This window comes from Bacteroidota bacterium (assembly GCA_016706865.1).
GTDB lineage: Bacteria > Bacteroidota > Bacteroidia > Chitinophagales > BACL12 > UBA7236.
Window position 1 is genome coordinate 1,529,990 of sequence record JADJIS010000002.1, and the last position, 21,084, is coordinate 1,551,073.

At 35.2% G+C, this 21,084-nt stretch carries 13 protein-coding genes; 7 read left to right on the forward strand and 6 right to left on the reverse strand.

The annotated features are described in order from the left end of the window. Nucleotides 1–136: 136 nt before the first annotated feature. Nucleotides 137–1,012, reverse strand: a complete 876-nt coding sequence (locus IPI31_09425; GenBank protein ID MBK7568033.1) for a nucleoside phosphorylase — start codon at nucleotides 1,010–1,012, stop codon at nucleotides 137–139. Between the two features lie 47 nt (nucleotides 1,013–1,059). Here IPI31_09425 and IPI31_09430 point away from each other — a divergent pair, with 47 nt between their 5' ends. From IPI31_09430 to IPI31_09440, 3 genes are all read left to right on the forward strand, one after another. Next, nucleotides 1,060–1,923, forward strand: a complete 864-nt coding sequence (locus IPI31_09430; GenBank protein MBK7568034.1) for a universal stress protein — start codon at nucleotides 1,060–1,062, stop codon at nucleotides 1,921–1,923. Nucleotides 1,924–2,148: 225 nt separating this feature from the next. Further along, nucleotides 2,149–6,048, forward strand: coding sequence for a T9SS type A sorting domain-containing protein (locus IPI31_09435; protein MBK7568035.1), 3,900 nt, complete (start codon nucleotides 2,149–2,151; stop codon nucleotides 6,046–6,048). Between the two features lie 4 nt (nucleotides 6,049–6,052). Continuing rightward, nucleotides 6,053–7,333, forward strand: coding sequence for a T9SS type A sorting domain-containing protein (locus IPI31_09440; GenBank protein MBK7568036.1), 1,281 nt, complete (start codon nucleotides 6,053–6,055; stop codon nucleotides 7,331–7,333). Between the two features lie 215 nt (nucleotides 7,334–7,548). Here IPI31_09440 and IPI31_09445 read toward each other — a convergent pair whose 3' ends face one another. Both IPI31_09445 and IPI31_09450 read right to left on the reverse strand, forming a co-directional pair. Beyond that, nucleotides 7,549–9,390, reverse strand: coding sequence for a hypothetical protein (locus IPI31_09445; protein ID MBK7568037.1), 1,842 nt, complete (start codon nucleotides 9,388–9,390; stop codon nucleotides 7,549–7,551). Further along, complete coding sequence (locus IPI31_09450) at nucleotides 9,317–9,841, reverse strand: YigZ family protein (GenBank protein MBK7568038.1); 525 nt, start codon at nucleotides 9,839–9,841, stop codon at nucleotides 9,317–9,319. The genes IPI31_09445 and IPI31_09450 overlap by 74 nt, the downstream gene beginning before the upstream one ends. Nucleotides 9,842–10,080: 239 nt before the next feature. On the opposite strand from IPI31_09450, the gene IPI31_09455 reads away from it, so the two are divergent. The 4 genes from IPI31_09455 (at nucleotide 10,081) to IPI31_09470 (ending at nucleotide 16,546) form a co-directional block, all read left to right on the forward strand. Beyond that, nucleotides 10,081–11,328: a GHKL domain-containing protein gene (locus tag IPI31_09455; protein MBK7568039.1), complete on the forward strand. Its 1,248-nt coding sequence runs from the start codon at nucleotides 10,081–10,083 to the stop codon at nucleotides 11,326–11,328. 45 nt (nucleotides 11,329–11,373) lie between these two features. Next, nucleotides 11,374–11,751, forward strand: coding sequence for a hypothetical protein (locus IPI31_09460; GenBank protein MBK7568040.1), 378 nt, complete (start codon nucleotides 11,374–11,376; stop codon nucleotides 11,749–11,751). 75 nt (nucleotides 11,752–11,826) lie between these two features. After that, nucleotides 11,827–13,974: a T9SS type A sorting domain-containing protein gene (locus IPI31_09465; protein MBK7568041.1), complete on the forward strand. Its 2,148-nt coding sequence runs from the start codon at nucleotides 11,827–11,829 to the stop codon at nucleotides 13,972–13,974. A gap of 1,468 nt (nucleotides 13,975–15,442) precedes the next feature. Beyond that, the gene (locus IPI31_09470; GenBank protein ID MBK7568042.1) at nucleotides 15,443–16,546 is read left to right on the forward strand and encodes a glycosyltransferase family 4 protein; all 1,104 of its coding nucleotides are present in this window, start codon (nucleotides 15,443–15,445) and stop codon (nucleotides 16,544–16,546) included. A gap of 784 nt (nucleotides 16,547–17,330) precedes the next feature. Here IPI31_09470 and IPI31_09475 read toward each other — a convergent pair. The 3 genes from IPI31_09475 to IPI31_09485 form a co-directional block, all read right to left on the reverse strand. Further along, nucleotides 17,331–18,110, reverse strand: a complete 780-nt coding sequence (locus IPI31_09475; GenBank protein MBK7568043.1) for a hypothetical protein — start codon at nucleotides 18,108–18,110, stop codon at nucleotides 17,331–17,333. 6 nt (nucleotides 18,111–18,116) lie between these two features. Further along, on the reverse strand, nucleotides 18,117–19,457 hold the full coding sequence (ffh, locus tag IPI31_09480) for a signal recognition particle protein (GenBank protein MBK7568044.1): 1,341 nt from the start codon (nucleotides 19,455–19,457) through the stop codon (nucleotides 18,117–18,119). 141 nt (nucleotides 19,458–19,598) lie between these two features. Then, nucleotides 19,599–21,047 (reverse strand): glyceraldehyde-3-phosphate dehydrogenase, encoded by a 1,449-nt coding sequence (locus tag IPI31_09485; protein MBK7568045.1) that lies wholly within the window; start codon nucleotides 21,045–21,047, stop codon nucleotides 19,599–19,601. Nucleotides 21,048–21,084: the final 37 nt, after the last annotated feature.

Here is a 21,084-nt window from a genome sequence, read left to right on the forward strand (position 1 = left end):
GCAGGGGATAATCTTTATGCTTAAATTTATATCATCTTATTATTTTTATCCCTTTAAATCTGCCCAATCAGCGTCATCCGCGTTCCCTTTTTTTAACCTATTATACCATAGTTGGTGCTTTCCAACTACATGATACTTATATCATTTCTATCACCCCCAACACCTCCCTTATCAACCCATCCACAGCCTTATCCGGATCCTTACTAAATTCTCCTCTGGCTCTGTTTGCGAGCAAAACATTTAACGATAAACATTTATGTCCCAATAATTTCGAAAAACCATACATCGCTGCTGTTTCCATTTCAATATTAGTAATGCGATGACCTGCAGTTTTAAAACTTTTAATATCCTCATAAAACTTTTCTTGCGAGATCGGAAGATTAACTTTTCTTCCCTGCGGTGCATAAAAGCCGGGTGCAGTTAATGTTATTCCGCTATAAAAATCCTTTTGAAATTTAGAATGAAGATATTCATCCGATTTAAATGTATATGGATGAATTGTATGATGAAAATAACAATGCAATTTAAATCGCGTTAATAATTCCTCTTCCTCCTTTGTATTTTCAAATTTATAAAAATGCATAACATTATCAATTCCTATCCCAAACGATGAAGCTAAAAATGCATCCACAGGAATATCCTCCTGAATACAACCGGAGGTTCCAATTCTGATAATATTAAGGGAAATTGGGGTTGTTTTGAATCTGTTCTCCGAAAAGCTATAATTTTTTAATAAATGCAATTCATTGAGGGTTATATCAATATTGTCGGTGCCTATACCTGTTGAAATTACGGTTATTCTTTTTTTACCGATATATCCGGTATGCGTAATAAATTCTCGTTTTTGTTTTTTTGTTTCAATTCGGTCGAAATACCTGCTTACCAAAGCAACTCTGTCGGGGTCGCCAACGGTAATTATGGTGTCAGCAACATCATCAGGGTGCAGGTGAAGATGATAGATACTCCCATCGTTATTCAGTATTAATTCGGAGGCCTTGTGTTGTTCATCCATGTCCGACAAATTTAAATCGAAATTTTCTGATTATTTTTGTGGAAATTATGCAACAGCAGGAAAGAAGGATATTTGTCCCTACCGATTTTTCAAAAGCCTCCAATGCAGCTCTCCAATATGCAATTTACATCGCCAACCGATCAAATGCTATTATAGATCTGGTGCATTTTGCCAAAAGAGATGATCTGATGCAAAAATCGGAAGGCGCGGCCGAATACAAGAAAAAATTATTGGCACTGGAGAAAAAACTGCATGATATGAAAAATAAAAGTGGCGCAGCTTTTCGTATTAATGAAGTGGTGATCACAACCACTGAATCCGTTTCTTCAGAAATTCAGGAGTACGGACTTAAAATTCACGCCGAATTGGCTTGTATTGGAACATTCGGATCCGATTCCAAACCTTCAAAATTCAATCTTGGAAATAATACAGAAAAACTGGTGCGCAGTGTCGACTTTCCGGTTTTAACTTGTCGCACGGTTAAAGACACCATAAATTTTAAAGATCTATTACTGCCTATCGATCTCACCAAACACACCCACGAAAAAGTGGAACGCATTATTCGTTTTGCACAAAATTTTGATTCTACCATTCATCTTGTTGCTGTCTCCGAATTTCTGGAAGAATTTATTTCCAGCAAAGAAGAATTATTAAACCGCATGGAAGAAGCCGCGGAAACCATTCGCAAAAACGGATTAAAATGTACCACCGAAATGATAAGGCACGATACCGTGAGCAATTCCGTTTTATTATACGCCCAGGAAATTGATGCCGATCTTTTAGTGGTAATGAGTCACGCAGAAAATCGATTTAACCAATTACTTTTTGGTTCGAGAATAAATAAAGTGATCTCACATTCGCCAATTCCGGTGTTGAGTTTCAGGCCTTCGGAGGAGTATGAGGAGAAGTGATAGTATTTAATTGCTGTAAAATTCTTCCACAGATCTATAATTTCTTTAGTCGTGATTAATCGGTAAATTTGCTGTGAGTGTCTACTATTTAGGATTCACTAAAAATAGTGAATTTACAGTAAGTTATAAAAATATAACACAAAAAATTTGGTTGCGATTAAAAGTAGTTCTAATTTTCATAAGTTTTTTGAAAACTTATTGATTTCACGATTAAATCTACTAGTTATGAAAAATCTATTTACCCTCTCCTTGATTTTTACATTGTTATTATTTTCAACTCCGATATTTGCTCAAAATTTTCTTGTACAGGAATGGATGCACACAACCGGTATACCCGATACTATTGATTGGAGTGCTGCCACAACGGATGGATCAGGTAATATATATGTTACCACAAACACATTAGTAGATGGTGAAAAAGCAAATATTCTAACTACAAAATATAATAGTAGTGGAGTTGTGCAATGGGAAGTATCCTATAACAGCACTGGAGATGATAATGATTATGGGACTGCAATATGTGTAGACGGAAGTGGAAATGTATATGTTGCGGCTTCCTCTTATATAAGTGGCAATAATTATGATTACCGAACAATAAAATATAATAGTTCCGGAACGATACAATGGAATGTAACCTATAATGGTCCCGGAAATTTTTACGATGTGCCCACTGGTATTGCTGTAGACGGATCAGGGAATGTTTATGTAACGGGAGGCAGTTATGGAAGCTCTACATTGAGCGATTTTTGTACTATTAAATATAATTCTTCGGGCACAAGCCAATGGACATCTCGGTATAATTATGCAAGCGATCAGGATATTGCAGCGATTATTAAATTTAGTCCATCCGGAAGAGTTATTGTTGCGGGCGGAAGTGCAGCCTCACCTGGGAGTTGGGATTTTGCATCTATTAAATACAATCAAACCACCGGAGCACAATTAGCGGAAAACAGAAATTCTGCATCCGGAGCGGGGTTTGATGAAGTTTATGCTGCTGAAACAGACGCGAGTGGCAATATTTATTTAGTTGGTCGTGCTGCCGTGATTGATGAAGGATATAACATGCGAACAATTAAAATTGATACTTCCATATCAGTTGTCTGGGCTAGAAATTACGATCATGTAGAATTGAATGATGAGGCACATGGAATAGTTGTTGACTTGAGTGACAACGTATATGTAACTGGTTGGGTTACAAATACTGACGGAACAAAATCGTTTGAAACACTTAAATATAACAGCTCCGGAACTTTGCAGTGGTCAAATGAAGAAAATGCTGACAATAGTGGTTTAGATGCTTATGCACTAAAAATCAGCAATACCGTTTACCCATATTTAATGGTTGCAGGTAATGTAGATAATGGAGCGAGTCTTGATTTTATGTCAGTTATCTATAATACGGATGGTGACAGGTTATGGATCGAACAATACGATGATCCTGATAAAAGTGATGACAAAGTCAATTTTGTAAAAACAGATCTTGATGGTAATTTTTATGTTGGTGGAAAATCATATGCTGTATCAACAGCAACAAATAGATTAATCAAATATAATTGGAATAGTTATATTATTCCGCCTGATGATGATATGGCACATCCAACCTCTTTTACTTTTTTCGAAAATAAAGGACAGATAATTGATACAGATAATGAATTAAGAGAAGATATCAAATATTACACACATCGGCATAATCCATCCTTATATTTTACAGATGATGTTTTAAGTTATGTTTGGAGCAGAATAGACACCACTTCCGCAAATGATACACTTTCTAGAATTGATTTAAGTTTTCCGGGAAGCAATGGAACCAAAGTGGTAAATAGAGCCGTAAGCCAAGCCGGTGAATATTTGAATTATTATCTTGCTCACTGCGCTGATGGAATTACCAATGTAAGAAGTAGCGACAGGCTAATTATTACTGATCTATATGATGATGTCGATTTAGAATTTTTCTTTGATGAAGCAGGAATAAAGTATTATCTTATTATTAAGCCAGGATATAGTGAACAGAATGATCCGATTTCCTTATTATATGATGGGGCAGAGGAGGTGAATATATTAGGTGGTGGCGAACTTGAAATTGTCGGATTACTCGGAACATTAAAACAAGAAATTGCAGAAGCATATCAAATTGACGGCGCAGGTGATCTGGTTACTCTTGGTTGGGATGCAGATTTTGTTGTTATTGATGATTTTGAAATTGGGTTTGATTTAGGAGCTTATGACGATGAATTACCTCTAATTATCGAAATGAAATTTGAACCTCTTATAATGGGAGCACTATGTGAACCCAATTTGTTTTGGGGAACATGGTATGGAGGTGATGATGATGATATATTGACCGATGTTAAAATTAATTCGGCTGATTATCCTGCTTTATACATTTCTGGCGCAACTCAATCAACTGCAACAGAGTTTCCATCGGAATACGAATTTATAAACGAATTAACAGGAACTGCTTATGACATTTTCATTCAAAAAATAAATCTAGATGAGTATAATCCAATTTATGATATGTATCAACCGTATTGGGGTTCATATGTTGGAGGAAGCGACAATGAGTATTTATATGGATCTAAAAATTCTAAATTAACTATTATAGAATCGTTAGAGGGTAATGGCAAAAAAATTTATTTTACTGGGCTTAGTGAAAGTGATGATCTTCCTGTTATTGACAACGCGCCAGGTGATCCAGATAACCTATTTGACCCCGATTTAAATTCTGGCATGGATGGGATTTTAGGCATGATGTCAAGCATGGGTTATTTAAATTGGTTAACTTATATTGGTGGTTCTACAGATAACACAAGAATATATGGAATTGATAAAACTTATGATGATGGAATAATTATAGTTGGATATAGTAGAGGTGGCGATGACTTTCCATTTTATGACCCCTCAGGCACATTTCCGTTTCATACTTCTCTTAGATCTGGGTTTATAATTGAACTTGACAACGTTCATCATCTTAAGTTAGGTACTTTATTTGGGAGTACATCAACTGATCAAATATATGATGTAGTTGTAGATAACAATAACGATTATATTATTACAGGTTATACATATGGAATAGATTTTCCAATTACAACGGGTGGTTGTTATGGAACCTCTGCCGGGGCTTCAGATATATTTGTTACTAAAATACGAATTGATGGTGATGACAGAGATTTAGATTGGAGCACATATTATGGAGGCGCTGGCGATGAGTATGGATACGCCATAACAAATGACCTTGACAATAATTTATTTGTAACGGGAGCAACATTTAATTTTGAAATTGATGAATCGGAAAGATTTCCATTAATTTCAGGTGACTTTTTTAATGATAATGTTTTCACTGAAGATGCAGCTGCGGATTGTAAAGGCTTTATACTAAAAATTAGTGAGGAAGGTGACTGTTTATGGGCAACTTTATTTGGTGGTGATAATAGAACGTTTCCGAGGGATATTACAAATAACAATGAAAATATTGTCATAGTAGGTAACCAGATAGATGCAAATGGCAACTTTCCACTCGAACCTTCTGATTATGAAGATGTATTTTTTGATGATTTCGATGACGCTGAAGGCAGTGGAGGTGCCACTTCATTTGTTTCAATGTTTAATAATAATACTGATTTATTGTGGTCAACATTTATTGGTGACAATGCTCACAATGGTGCTGTTGCAGCCACAATAAATACTAATTATAGCAACCAATTATTTATTACCGGATTCATTTCCTATGATTACTTGATAGATGATTTTTTACCTCTATGTAATCCAGGCGGGGATGCTTTATTTATGGATCATGATGCCGGTGGAATAGATGGTAATGATGGTTTTATTGTTGGTTTTGATTTAAGCGCATTTCCAATTTTTATAACATCGGTTAATGATGATGCAATAATTATTGATGAACCTAAAATTAATCCTAATCCGACTTTGGATATTATTAATATTAAATTTCCTGATTTGAATTTATATAATTTAACCATATTTGATATGATGGGCTCAGAAGTTTATTCCGGTAGCACCTATGATTTAGAAACTTCAGTAAGTTTATCGATGCTCTCAAGAGGGTCATATATCTTAATGATCACATCCAATAAGAATACTTATAACCTACTTTTCATCAAACAATAATATCATGAAAAAATTTGTTTTCGCTATCTCTATTTTTTTGCAGATCAATTGCAGTTTAGCACAATGGAATCTTATCGAAGAAAACGCTATTGGGTTTCCATGCTATCACGATATAGAATTTGTTTCAGATTCGGTAGGATATGTTGTAACTTATAATTTAATTGGCAAAACTGAAAATGCAGGTTCCACATGGTCTTTCGATTCAACAAAAAGTGGTTTTTTTGATCTAATAGATTTTATTAATGCCGATACAGGAATAGTATGTTGTTACCCTGTAGATGGTACAGAAATCATATTGACAATTGATGGTGGTTCTACATGGTCATTTCCAGATATAGAAGATGTCTCTTTTTATATTGATGATATTGAGCTTCTCACTTCTGGGAAAATTAAAATCATAGAATCTATACCTGATAATTTACTGCTACATAATATTACAGACTTTTATACAGACTATGAAGGCACTGAGTTATTCTCAGGTTATGCATCAGACATTGATTTTTCATCCGTTGACACAGGTTACATGGCTGGCTTTTTTGATATTGATTTTTCTTCATCTAATGTAATAAGAACTTATGATGGTGGATTGACATGGATACCAAGTGATTCAGAATTAAATGGGCCTGATCTTGGAATTTGTTTTCCAACATCACAGGTGGGATATGGTTATGGAGATGGCTTAACCCAAATTTGGAAATCGGAAGATTACGGTAATATTTGGGAATTATTAGAATGGGATTTTAGTCAGGGGTTAGATCCACATGATGTTGATATAACAAATGTTTATTTTTATAATAAGGAGGTTGGATTTGTGGTTACATCGACAGAACTGGGAGATGATGTGCATTTTGAAGTATTACGCACGATAAACGGTGGTATGACATGGGACTCAACAGATTTTGATGCTGGAACGGAAATTTATGTAACAGATATATTTTGTACTGACCCTCTAACTTGTTACATGACAACATGTAATAGTGGGATTTATAAAACATTAAATGGTGGCGGAAATATCGATACAGTAATCATTAATGAAATTGCTCAAATTGGTCCTAAATTATTACTAAATATTTACCCTAATCCCGCGATAAATGTTATTAAACTAAAATTTCCCAATGATGTAAACCTTTTATCAATAAAAACTATGAATGCTTTTGGTGAAATAATAAACCTTGAATTGAAAAACAATGAAGAAACGGATATAATGCATATTCCAGCAGGTATTTATGTAACTGAGGCTAAAAGTGACAGAGGAATCGTTACAAAAAAATGGGTCAAGTTTTAAAACGATTTTAATTTTAAATCGACAGTTGGCTAATTAATTTTATAATTATTTTAAATCTTAAAATTTTAATCCAAGGTGAAAAGTTTGTAAACTTACTATGAAAGTTATCTGAATTTTTATTCATAAAGTAGTCATATGAAATTTGCGTTCTTTATACAATTGTGATTATCACGAATATAAAAAGCTCACTTTATAAAATCATTGTTTTGTAGTTTTTAATGGGATGTACTTTCAATTAAAACACTCCCAACTTCCCCATCCGTTATAACCTCCACAACAAACATTCCCAAAGCAAATTTTCCCGGACTAAACTCAATAATTTTATCCCTCCCATTTTCAGAATAAACCATTCTCCCATCAATTCCATAAACATTTAAAGTATAGTTTTGATATTCCGGTAATTCAATCATTAAAGGTTCATTGTTAAAACTAAATCCGTAGGTATTTTTAAATTGAATTGTTTGATTGGAATTTAAATTTTCAGTGGCAACAACGGTCATTAACCCCCTTGCATCAAGAGCATTATAGACTTCCTCATAATATAATCCACCAAAAATAGACTCCTCGGAAGCAAGTATTATTTGCGCAGCGTCCGGCATGCTCATATTGTCGAAACTTCCGTAAAGTGTTTCCAAAACAATTTTATCAGTATTTTCTTTTCCTATGGCGTCAAAAATATCCATTAATGCTCCACTCCATATTTCGCTGGAGGAATAATAATCTGCGGAATTATCTTCGGGATAATGTTTATTGGTGTTGGCATTTCTTCCCGCCCAGAATTCATTGTGTCCGTCCCAACTGAAAATAAAATTCCAGCGATAATCACTGAACATTCTCGAATAACTCGCGGCAAAATAATCTCCATATCCTTCATCCAATGCACGGCGCTCCAATCCGTCGTTAGTTTCGGGGGCTGCCTGATCGCTTAATGCATGGCCATATTCATGAACAATTACATCCGCATCCTCAGCATCATCCACTCCGCCTTCGCCAAGTTGTATAGAGGGAATTGCAGCACTTACATAAAAGGATTGGTCGGCTCCACTTGCACCATGTGGATCAATTTCAATATAAAAATTTTGCAGATCGGTATATCCTAAACTCAGGATATAATTATTGAGATTTGTAATATGGTAAAAAGTATTTACATCCTCAAAACCACTCTCACTTCTTGTGAAATTAAATTCCGGAGTGATGGAAGTTACAACACCTGTTATGGGAGTATTCAGATCCTTTATAATAACCGAATCCGTTCTTAAATAAAAAATTCCATCCTCAAACTTTGCCTTAAAACTTACATCCAATAATTCAGCGGTCAAAACTGCTGTATCTGCATCATCAAAATCTTTATATTCTCCAACATACGTAGTTTCAGCAGATGTTAAGGGGTCGGGACCAAATACTTTGCCGGTAACTGTGGTATCGATTGCTGTAAAATATACCCGGTTGTCATTTTCTGAAATTAATTCTCCATTTTCATTCAGCAACAAAGTAATTCTGCTGCGGTCTGAATTTTTAATCAATTCAAATTCAAAATAACGTTTCGGATCATTATTTTCATCTACAATAATGTGCTGTGTAGAACTAATATCCTCAGATATTTTATAAACATTTTTTATGGTAACCGGGAGTTCCATTTTTTGTGTTTTCTCCAGCGGTAAATTCCAGTCTTTCGTATTAAAATAATTACCTGTAATAAATTGAATTTCACCCGAATTATTAACTGCCACTTTAATAATGGAATTAGCCACCAGTATCTCCTTATAATGTTGTCGGAAAGTGTAATACGTGTTTTGTGGTGATTTTTTTATTGTGATCAATTGAAGATCTGAATTTGATGAAAACAATTCAGGATGAAACTGTAAAACATAATTTTCCACTTCATTTTGGTCATTTAAAACCAATTTCGCTTCCGGTTTAAAATTCCGTATCGAAATATTTTGTGCTGTAACAGAAAAACTGAAAAGAAAAAGTAAATAACAGCTATTTCGGAGCAGAAATATGCTCCAATTGTATCTGCCAGATGGTTTTGAGTTTTGACAATATTTTTTCTGCATTTGCGCGGTCAAATTCTATCCTAAAATTACATATTTCTGCGAAATCTGTTGCCATGATATGCGCCCCCGACTTGTTAAGTTCATGCATCACCATTGGCATATCTGTTTCACTGCAAGAAATATTATACGATTCTTTAATGGGAACTGTAATGATATTTGCCTTATCCAGACAATCAGCCGCGGCCATTTTATAAGCATTTATCAATCCCGGAACTCCAAGTTTTTTCCCACCGAAATAGCGCACCACTAAAATAATACATTCTGTAACGGCTCTGCTTTTCATTTCATTCAAAATCGGTCTACCAGCTGTACCGGAAGGTTCTCCGTCGTCGGATGCCCTTTCCATTTCTCCTTCAAAACCCAATCTGTAAGCAAATGTTACATGCACTGCCTTGTGGTGTTCTTTTTTTAAAGCATCCCTTAAAAGTTTAAACTCCTTTTCATCTGACATGGGGTAGGCATATCCCAAAAACTTACTTCCCGACTCCGAATAAGAACCGGTGGAGGCATTTTGTAAGGTGTTGTAACTCAATATCACAGATCAGAAATTACGGCGAAGATGACAGAACTATTGCAAAATAAAAAATGAATGAACAATTAGCCTCATTTTTCGTTACTTTTTCTGTCAAAATATTTGTGGGTTTGTTAAATTCGGAGTTATCTTTCGCACAGATTTAAACACGACACAACTTGGCAAAACCGGAATCCCTTTCATTGATCGCAGAGATGTCTGAAAAAATTGTTTTTATCCGTCAATCGGCGGATGCACAACAATATTTTGCCGATTGTTTTAAGAAATTATTTAATCTCGAACATTGCGCAATCTACCGTGTAAGTGAAAAAAGAGATCTTTTCATTCGGAGTTTTCAGGAATCTCCCAAAAAAAAGAACAACAATATATTTAAATATCCAATAAAATGTTCATTGACTGAAAACATATTAAAAAATTTCAATCAATATTTATTTCTTAAGGGAAATGAAATTTCCTTGATCTCTGAAGTAAATGAAAAAACAAACCCTGAGGAGATTTTACTCACCGTAAGAAGATCCGGAGAGGTGGAATTATTTTTTTATGGACTTACTTCAACTTCTGTTGAGGTTTCAGATGAACAGAATGATGTTTGCAGAATAATATCCAACTTTTATTTACAGGTTCAGGACTCCCTGCAGATCAGAAATAATATTTCGTCTAAACAAAATGAATTATCGGGAAGGATAACACAAAATAATGATTCCTTAATTCAATTGAATGAAAAGTTATTGCAAAGTAATCAGGAGTTACAACAATTTGCCTATTCCGCTTCTCATGATCTGCAGGAGCCATTAAGAAATATTTCCGCTTACATCAATTTATTTTTGCGCAGTTATGGAAATACATTAACGGAAGATGGAAAGGAATATCTTCATTTTGCTTCGGATGCGGCGCAACGAATGCATCATCTTATTAAAGACCTCCTTACTTTCAGCAAATTAGATCATGCGGCGGAACCAATGGGTAAATTTGAAGGGAATGATATTATCCGCGAAGCTTTAAATAATTTGCAAATGGCTGTGGAAGAAAGTAATGCAATAATTTTATATCCCGACCTTCCTGTTTTATATGGAAATCATTCACAGATATTATTATTGTTTCAGAATTTAATTGATAATGCAATTAAATTCCGCAGTAAAAGTGAACCACTTGTTTTTATTGATATGGAAGAAAAATCTGATCAATGGGAATTTAAAATTAAGGATAACGGAATTGGAATTCCACAACAATTTCAAACTAAAATTTTCGGATTTTTTAACCGGCTTCATCCGCGAGATAAAATTCAGGGCTCAGGATTAGGATTATCCATCTGCAAAAAAATAGTGGAAAAACACAATGGAAGTATTATAGTGGAATCGAAACCCGGAAAAGGAAGTACATTTACTTTTACTTTGCGCAAAGATTGATCTGCAACTCAACGAATTTTAGTAAATTATTATTCAATAATAAATATGCCTCCAAAAAAAGTATTAAAATTATATTACCTCAGTACTTGTTCCACTTGTGCACGAATTATGAAGGACTTAAAAATAAAAAATTATCCCTTCGAATTACAGGATATAAAAACGCAAAATATTACAGAAGAACAAATAGATGAAATGCATAAAATGTCCGGATCATACTTGGCTTTATTCAGTAAAGTAGCCTTGAAATTTCGGGCATGGGGTTTAAACGAAATGGAGTTGACAGAGCAGGATTATCGGAAGTACATCCTGCAGGAATATACCTTTCTGAAGCGACCTGTTTTTATCATCGGTAAAAAAATATTTGTGGGTAATGCTCCTAAAACTGTTGCGGCAGTAGCGTCAGAGTTAAAATCCTTGGTTTAGTAAAGTCTGCTGTTTAAAATTATTTTGTAATTCCAAACAATGTTTTTACATTTAAGGTCAGAAAATTCGATCCAAATGACAAAAAAATTTACTCCTCAAATTATCCTCATTGCCATTTTAACACTTGTAACTTTTTCCTCAAACAACCTTTTCGCAGCTGATTTGGAACCTAAAACAGTTATGTTACCGACTCCATTTTCTCCGGGTGATGATTGCACGGAAGCTGTTGTAATAACTGAAGGAACTTACACCGCACCAAATTCTGATTATTGGTATAGTTTCACAGTTCCAGTAACAGGATCTTATATTCTATCTACATGTGACCTTGGAAATACCTGCAATACAAAAATTTATTTGTATGATCACTGCGCCGGATTGATACCAACGGAATTAGCAGAAGGAACTTTGGCATATAACGATGATTTTTGTGATGAGCAATCGCAGATCATTGCAATTTTGGAAGAAGGGACAGAAATTTATATTCGAATTGGTGATTATGAAGTTGATTGTAGTGGAACTTCCATAGATTGGTCAATAACTTATTCGGGTGCACCGGCTGGATGTCTGGATCCATATGCTTGTAATTATTCTCCACTTGCAATAATTAGCGACGGTTCCTGTATTTATCCTGGGCATCCTGATTGTCCTTCTGGACCTGATCTCGTTTTGGATCCAACTTATTTTGATGGAGAAGTAGGTGTAGGTTGGGGAAATGATTTTCAAATTGATCAAATAGATGCGGATGAATGGACAAACGAATGTTATATTGAAGAGGGATCATTAACTGGCCCCGGAATGAGAACTATTATAAAATTTGGTATACGCATTTGGAATTATGGTGATGAAGATTATCATATCGGTACAAGTGCTGAAAATCCATTATTGCAATTCGACCCATGCCATGGTCATACACATTATGTAGATTATGGCGAATATCAATTATATACCGAAGATGGTGTTGAACTTTCCGTTGGACATAAAAATGGTTTTGCAGTAATGGATCTTTGCGGATTTGGCGGATATACCGGCGCAGATATGGGTATTTCAGCTGGATGTTATGATGCTTATGGTGCAGGAACCGGTGGTCAATGGATAGATGTAACAGATGTACCGGATGGTACATATACATTTGTTGCGAGAGTTAACTGGATGAATCATCCGGATGTTGATGGAAGAGTGGAAGTAAATCTTGCAAATAACTGGGCTTCCAGATGTATGACAATTACTCGTGATATAGATGGTAATATAGGTGCTGAAATGATAGATGATTGTGTTGCATTTTTAGATTGTCTCGGTGAAATTTGGGGAACTGCCAAAATGGATTGTGAAGGAAATTGTAACGGATGGCATCATATAGGTGATTTAAATGAAGACAGCACAAGAACAACAAATGATGTTGATCTTTACGTTGATAATATTCTTGATAATACTATTATTGCAGAAATGTGTAATGATGCAAATGCTGACAGTGATATAGATGTTGTTGATGCTGCTTTGGTAATGGGTTGTTCAAATCAGGCATTAGGTTACACACATGCCACCGATCTATGTGAACTTCCACAAACATTAATGAATACTTCTGATACAGTAACATATAGTATTGGCTCTGTAAATCCAGCATTTAATTATCTGGATATTTATAGTTTGAATCCAAGTGCCAGAGTAATGGGTGCGCAATTTACAATGGAGGGATTGACTATAGATTCCGTTGTTAATTTATGTCCTGAAACGTTCGGGTCCAATTATCAGATCACACATACCGCGAATGAAGTAATTGCATTAGGAATGAATGAAGTTCCTTATCAAATACACTTTGAACCTATTCCAACTTTCAGAATATTTTATAGTGCAATTTATCCTGCAGAATTTTGTATCAAACATTTTACTGCTGCAGTAAATGAAAATTTTGAGGAAGTAGTTACAGATCTTAACGATGCCTGTGTAACTGTTACAGAAACAGGAGTGGAAGTGCTTTCAGCAAATCCATTAAATGTAAAAATTCAGCCAAATCCATTCAGTGAAACAGCAGTAATGAATTTCACCAATTTCACAGGAAAAGAATTTGTAATTGAATTGAGCGATATGAATGGAAATCTGATAAGAACAATTACCACATCCTCGAACACTATCACCATCGATCGTTCTGACCTTGCAGCAGGTGTTTATATTTTCAGATTAACAGGAGTTGACGTAAGTCAGACAGGTAAATTTATTATTCAATAAGACTGAATAATAATTCTAAAATAAATACTTCGCGTTGTCATGAGCGAAGTGCTTTGTAAAAAACCGGGAGAGGAGCCCGGTTTTTTTTTTACCCCGAGTAGAAAATCATTAGAAAAACTTTCGGGCTAAAATAAATTCTCCAAATGATTTTCGTACTCGGGGTTACCCTGAATAGAAAATCCATTAATAACCTACAAACTCGATCAAACTATTTTGCGTAGTTAAATTATCACTACAAATATTTACTTTTTAGATTTTCTTATTCAGGGTACCCCAAATTAACTTTTAGTAAATAATTCTCCGGGCTTAAATAAAATCACAAATGATTTTCATACTCAGGCTTACCCTGAATAGAAAATCTAAAAAAACTTTCCTCTCCGCACAAATTTCCCGGTATACTAAAAATAACTTCTAAAAACAATGCATCCTAGATTTTCTTATTCAGGGCCCAAATGATTTTGCTGGGTTACCCTGAATAGAAAATCTATTAATACCTACAAACTCGATCAAACTATTTTGCGTAGTTAAATTACACACTTTACTTTTAGATTTTCTTATTCAGGGCCCCAAATTAACTTTTAGTAAATATTCTCCGGGCTTAAATAAAATCACTGATTTTCATACTCAGGCTTACCCTGAATAGAAAATCTAAAAAACTTTCCTCTCGCACAAATTTCCCGGTATACTAAAAATAACTTCTAAAAACAATGCATCCTAGATTTTCTTATTCAGGGCCCAAATGATTTTCGTACTCGGGGTTACCCTGAATAGAAAATCTATTAATAACCTACAAACTCGATCAAACTATTTTGCGTAGTTAAATTATCACTACAAATATTTACTTTTTAGATTTTCTTATTCAGGGTACCCCAAATTAACTTTTAGTAAATAATTCTCCGGGCTTAAATAAAATCACAAATGATTTTCATACTCAGGCTTACCCTGAATAGAAAATCTAAAAAAACTTTCCTCTCCGCACAAATTTCCCGGTATACTAAAAATAACTTCTAAAAACAATGCATCCTAGATTTTCTTATTCAGGGCCCAAATGATTTTCGTACTCGGGGTTACCCTGAATAGAAAATCCATTAATAACCTACAAACTCGATCAAACTATTTTGCGTAGTTAAATTATCAATAAAAATATTTACTTTTTAAATTTTCTTATTCAGGGTACCCTTTCCATAATCCTGCGCACAAAATTTCTACCTTAATTTTCCTTTCCAAAAACAAGTTGAATGGAAATTTAAAACTCCTTTCTTCCCTGAATAAGTTTTCATACCTACTTAAAACATCTTCTAAAGGCAAAGTAACCTTGATTATCTTATTCAGCTCCCATTCATAAGATAGTGTAATAATAACACTATGCACTATTCCCTAACTCTTTACCAGAACCTAACAATACCCCCCAAACCTATCCACACTTCCCTTATTACCTAAGTTGCCCATACTTCTATATCTTCGCCCTATGCGAATTGGTTTTGATGCTAAGCGGATATTTCAAAACACAACAGGATTGGGCAATTACAGCCGCACCGTGGTTAAAAACCTTGCTGAATTCTACCCCGAGAACGAATACTTTTTATTCACTCCTACACTAAAAAATAAGTTACCCTTCGCCTTTAATAAAAATACGCACATGGTGGTGGGCAGAGGTTCTGTGTGGAGAAGTTTCGGAGTTCGCAGGGATATTGTAAAACACAATGTTGACATTTATCACGGATTGAGTAATGAAATTCCTTTCACCCTCAAAATTTCCCATATCAAATCAGTAGTTACCATTCACGACCTGATATTTGACCATTTCCCGGAATATTACCCTGGTGTGGACAGGAAATTTTACGACCTCAAATCAAAATTTGCCGTTAAAAACAGTGATCTCATTTTTGCAGCCAGTGAGGCAACAAAAAATGATATCATCAAATTCTATCATATTTCTCCGGCGAAAATAAAGGTGATCTATCAGAGTTGCGAAGACCTTTTTTATGATAAAGTTTCACCCGAGGAAATTGATATTCATATTAAAAATTACAAATTACCTTCCGAATTTATTTTATACGTTGGAAGCATTAATGAAAGAAAAAATTTAATGAATATCTGCAAAGCATATTTATTAATTCCAAAAGAAAAAAGAGTGCCTTGTGTTGTAGTTGGAAATGGAAAAGAATATTCTGAAAAAGTAAAAACATTTATTCACGAAAATAAATTACAGGATTCTTTTGTTTTTTTGGAGAATGTGCCAACCGAACATTTGCCAGCTCTCTATCAAAAAGCCATAAGTTTTATTTATCCAAGTTTATACGAAGGATTTGGTATCCCTGTTCTTGAAGCTATGGTAAGTGGTTGCCCGGTTATGACCTCAGGAATTTCCTCTCTTCCCGAAGTTGGGGGAAATGCTGCATTTTATTTTAATCCCTCCAGTCCGGAAGATATTGCCGAAAAAATTAATTCAGTAATTGTCAGCGATACCATAAGAAGTGAAATGCGTCTCCGTGGATTCGAACAAATTAAAAAGTTTAATAAACAAGATATTGCCGGGCAGATAATGTCGGGATATCGGTCGATTAATTGATAATTGACAATTGATAATTGATAATTGACAATTGAACAGCCACAAATTAATTGAGAATTGAGAGTTGAGAATTGAGAATGAGGCTTTGATGATTAATGAAAATTCTTAGTTCCTTATTCAAAGTTTAATTAGGAACAAAGAATTTGTAATGATTAGACTCCGCCTCTCATTACTCATAACTCATTACTCATTTAGACATAAGATATAGGACATAGAAATAAGACCTAGGAAATAGGACATGGGAAAACAAACGGCGGGATCTTATCAGAGGATGGAAAAAAAGGGGAACCCGCCAGTGGGCGGACAGGCACGGATGACGCGGATTGGGCGGATGAAAAAGGATAAAAAAATTTGATATTCTAGATTTTAAAAATTATGTGATTAACGTAATCAAAAAACCTGAATGGGTGAACGATTTTATCGAAGCGAGTGAGGCTCTCGCTCTTAGCGAGGGTCTCACTAATGGCATAAGTGGGACAGAGGAAATAGGAAGTAGGATAATTTTGATTTCTGAAGAGAAATAAATGTCACAATGTAAATTTTAATAAGCTCTCAACTAGGAAAACTTACAATTCGAAGCGATAATCATCAATGTTACAAACTGCCCATTAAATGGACCTACGAAATAGGACATAAGACCTAGGATTTGTTTTGATTTCAGAAAAGAAATTAATTTCCAAGTGTAAACTCTAGTAATTTATCATTAAAGAAATTTTATAATCCGAAGCGATAATCATCAATGTTACAAACTGCCCACTGCCCACTGTTGACTGTTAACTACCTACTACCTAAAAACATTATACCCCTTATAAAACCTCTCCCTTTTAGAAACATTCCCTTCCTCATCGAAATAGAACCAGTCGTTGTTTTTGTAGCCGCGTTTATCAAATTCGCCGATATTTTTAATGGCGCCACTTGGATAGTATTCAATAAAATAACCGCAATTTTTTACCCGGAAATTATATAAACTTTCACTTATTAAAACGGAGTCTTCTGAAAAAATCATTCGAATATGATTTTCTAAAGTGATGTGTGAATCACGTGACATGTTTTGTCGAATGGTGGTCTTTTTTCCTTTTACAACAACTTCCTCATAATATTTTAAGGTATCAAGATCAGCATTGGAATATCTGTCGTAAGTAGTATCACGAATTTTTATTCCATTTTCATAAATTTCCCATTTTGTTTGTCGTTCGTTTAATACCCCGGAATAAATGTCGGTGATCTGACTATTTCTATTTCTATAAGTAACGGTATAATTTGTTTTTGTTTCACGCAATTCAGATATTGGTGTTCCATCTTTTCTGAAGACCGCAATGTAAATAATATTTTTTGCCGCATCAATAGAATCGTATAAAATGGTTTTTCCTGATCTGGTATACCAACGTTTAAGTGAATATTGATTGGAAGGAACTCCCTCAATTCTCGCATCGTAAATTTTAACCTGATTTGATTTATAATATTCAATATGTATTATGGTATCAGGAATAAAAACGGGGGCTTCAGTTTGAGAAAAAACCCCTAAGGAAATAATGATAAAAAATATGGTAAGTGTGGTTTTCATTTAATTTTATCTTTTGCCCATCATACCGCCCAATGCTCTGGCTGCTTTTGCGCCTCCACCCATTTTATTCATCATCTTCATCATTTTGCGCATCTCCTCAAATTGTTTCATAAACTGATTTACATCCTGAATGGTTGAACCACTTCCACCGGCAATTCTTTGTCTGCGAGTGCCTGTCATTATATCAGGATTACCGCGTTCTTCCGGTGTCATACTCAGGATCATGGCCTCTAATTTGGCGAATTGTTTTTCGTCAATATCCATATCCTTAATTTGTTTCCCAATGCCCGGAATCATACCCAACAGATCTTTCATGTTTCCCATTTTTTTGATCTGTTTCAGTTGCTGTAAAAAATCTTCAAAATCAAATTGATTTTTGCGGATCTTGCGTTGTAGTTCTGCAGATTTTTCTTCATCATATTGCTCCTGTGCTTTTTCAACAAAGGAAACAATATCGCCCATACCTAAAATACGCTGCGCCATACGGTCTGGATAAAAAATATCCAGCGTATCCATTTTTTCACCCCGGCTAACAAATTTTATAGGCTTCTGAACAATATATTTAATGGATAAAGCAGCACCACCTCTTGTATCACCATCTAACTTTGTTAAAACAACTCCGTCAAAATCCAATCTGTCGTTAAATGCTTTTGCAGTATTTACAGCATCCTGCCCAGTCATGGAATCCACTACAAATAACGTCTCTCCCGGACTGGTTGCCGATTTAATATTTGCAATCTCATCCATCATCGCCTCATCCACTGCAAGACGACCGGCAGTATCGATAATTACAACATTGTGACTATTTGTTTTTGCATAATTAATTGCCTTTTTAGCAATATCAACTGCATTTTTATTTTCAAGATCTGCATAAACTTGAACGCCAATTTGTTCTCCTAAAACCTGTAATTGATTTATAGCGGCAGGACGATAAATATCGCAGGCAACAAGTAATGGATTTCTTCCAAGTTTTGTTTTAATGTGATTTGCAAGTTTTGCACTGAAAGTAGTTTTACCCGATCCTTGCAATCCCGCAATTAAAATGATAGCAGGTGAACCTTTTATATTAATGTCTATCTTTTCACCACCCATTAAGGCAGTTAATTCATCCTGCACTATTTTCACCATTAACTGCCCCGGCGAAACAGAGGTCAAAACATCCTGACCCATTGCTTTTTCTTTTACAGTATCTGTAAACTCCTTTGCAATTTTATAGTTAACATCAGCTTCAACTAATGCCCGACGTATTTCTTTTACCGTGGTAGCAATATTGATCTCTGATATTTTACCTTGCCCCTTTAAACTTTTAAAGGCACTTTCTAACCTGTCGGATAAATTTTCGAACATAGAATTAATTAGCAAATTTGGTAATTAGCACCCACCTGCTTCGCATTCGGGCAAGAATTAGCAAAAGTTTTATCGCGAGCGACAAAACATTGCAAATTCATAATTATCGACCTGATTGCTTTCAGACCGAATTTTAATTATTTAATAATATCTCAAACGGATAACACCTGCAAGATACTTCGATAAACGAACAACTTGTTTTGTATATCCAAATTCATTATCGTACCAGCAATATAAAACAACACTTTTCCCATCCTTGGAAACAATGGTTGCAGGTGCATCCACAATCACACAATGGCTGTTGCCAATACAATCGCTACTTACAATTTCCAAACTCATGCTGTAATCTATCTGTTCAACAAGCTGACCATGGGAAGATGCCTCTTTAAGCATATTGTTCACTTCCTCAATGGTAACATTTTTCCTCAGCGTTAAATTCATGATCGCTAAAGAAACATCCGGAGTAGGAACACGAATTGCATTTCCTGTAAATTTTCCTGCTAGATCAGGTAATACTTTCGCAACAGCACTCGCAGCGCCTGTTTCTGTAATTACCATATTCATTGGAGCCGAACGACCTCTTCTGGATTTTTTGTGATAGTTATCCAATAAATTTTGGTCGTTTGTATAACTATGCACTGTTTCTAAATGTCCGTGATCTATACCGAACGCATTTTCCATTACATACAAAATTGGCACAACTGCGTTTGTAGTACAACTAGCCGCGGAAAAGATCTTTTCCTTTGTAATATCAAATTTCTCATGGTTGATTCCGTGAACGATGTTAGGAATATCACCTTTACCCGGAGCAGTAAGTAAAACCTGACTAACTCCTTTTGCCTCCAAATGTTTCGCAAGTTTTTCGCGTTCGCGAGAGATACCTGTATTGTCGATAACAAGTGCTTCATTAATATCATATGCAGTGTAATCAATACTTTCCGGTTTATCGCCTGCTATCATATAAACAGTGTGACCGTTTATGATCAATGCTTTATTAGCAAGATCTTCTACCACTGTACCTTGAAATTTACCATGGATAGAATCCCTACGCAACAAACTTGCGCGCTTGATAATATCCTCATCCGAATTTGAACGGGTTACGATTGCTCTTAGGCGGAGTTGCTCCCCTTTTCCTGCCTCGTTTATAATAATTCGGGCTGCAATGCGACCAATACGACCAAAACCATATAATACTACGTCTTTTGGTTTAAGAACTAATTTATCTTTCCCAATAAATTCAGCCATTTTTTCACCAACAAAAGCCTCGGTGCTAGCATAATTAGAGCCTTCACTTAACCATTCGCTGCCCAAACGGCCAAGATCTATACGCGATGGAGCAAGATCAAGTTTAACAAGAGCCTGAGTTAGCGCCAAAGAAATTTCAATAGTTAATGGGCGATTCAAAAAGCGCTGTGCATATAAATGGTGATTTAGGATCTCACTTGCACGTGCATCAACCAATTGACGGCGAAAAATAATGAGTTCCACAGATTTGTCGTACCAAAGTTGTGAAGCCAGAGCGCTAAGCTCTACTGCGGCCTTCTCTTTCTGGTTCCACTCTTTTAGGGTAATTTCATACGAATTGTTCATCATAAAAGCTCTTGTTTTGTAGGTTATTTTTAGAGAG

What these genes read in the sequence shown, in the direction of transcription:
- IPI31_09485 (MBK7568045.1), bottom strand. Translation starts at nt 21,047, where the DNA reads ATGAACAATTCGTATGAAATTACCCTAAAAGAGTGGAACCAGAAAGAG.
- IPI31_09430 (MBK7568034.1), top strand. Translation starts at nt 1,060, where the DNA reads ATGCAACAGCAGGAAAGAAGGATATTTGTCCCTACCGATTTTTCAAAA.
- IPI31_09450 (MBK7568038.1), bottom strand. Translation starts at nt 9,841, where the DNA reads ATGTCAGATGAAAAGGAGTTTAAACTTTTAAGGGATGCTTTAAAAAAA.
- IPI31_09460 (MBK7568040.1), top strand. Translation starts at nt 11,374, where the DNA reads ATGCCTCCAAAAAAAGTATTAAAATTATATTACCTCAGTACTTGTTCC.
- IPI31_09445 (MBK7568037.1), bottom strand. Translation starts at nt 9,390, where the DNA reads ATGCAGAAAAAATATTGTCAAAACTCAAAACCATCTGGCAGATACAAT.
- IPI31_09470 (MBK7568042.1), top strand. Translation starts at nt 15,443, where the DNA reads ATGCGAATTGGTTTTGATGCTAAGCGGATATTTCAAAACACAACAGGA.
- IPI31_09465 (MBK7568041.1), top strand. Translation starts at nt 11,827, where the DNA reads ATGACAAAAAAATTTACTCCTCAAATTATCCTCATTGCCATTTTAACA.
- IPI31_09425 (MBK7568033.1), bottom strand. Translation starts at nt 1,012, where the DNA reads ATGGATGAACAACACAAGGCCTCCGAATTAATACTGAATAACGATGGG.
- IPI31_09475 (MBK7568043.1), bottom strand. Translation starts at nt 18,110, where the DNA reads ATGAAAACCACACTTACCATATTTTTTATCATTATTTCCTTAGGGGTT.
- ffh (MBK7568044.1), bottom strand. Translation starts at nt 19,457, where the DNA reads ATGTTCGAAAATTTATCCGACAGGTTAGAAAGTGCCTTTAAAAGTTTA.
- IPI31_09440 (MBK7568036.1), top strand. Translation starts at nt 6,053, where the DNA reads ATGAAAAAATTTGTTTTCGCTATCTCTATTTTTTTGCAGATCAATTGC.
- IPI31_09435 (MBK7568035.1), top strand. Translation starts at nt 2,149, where the DNA reads ATGAAAAATCTATTTACCCTCTCCTTGATTTTTACATTGTTATTATTT.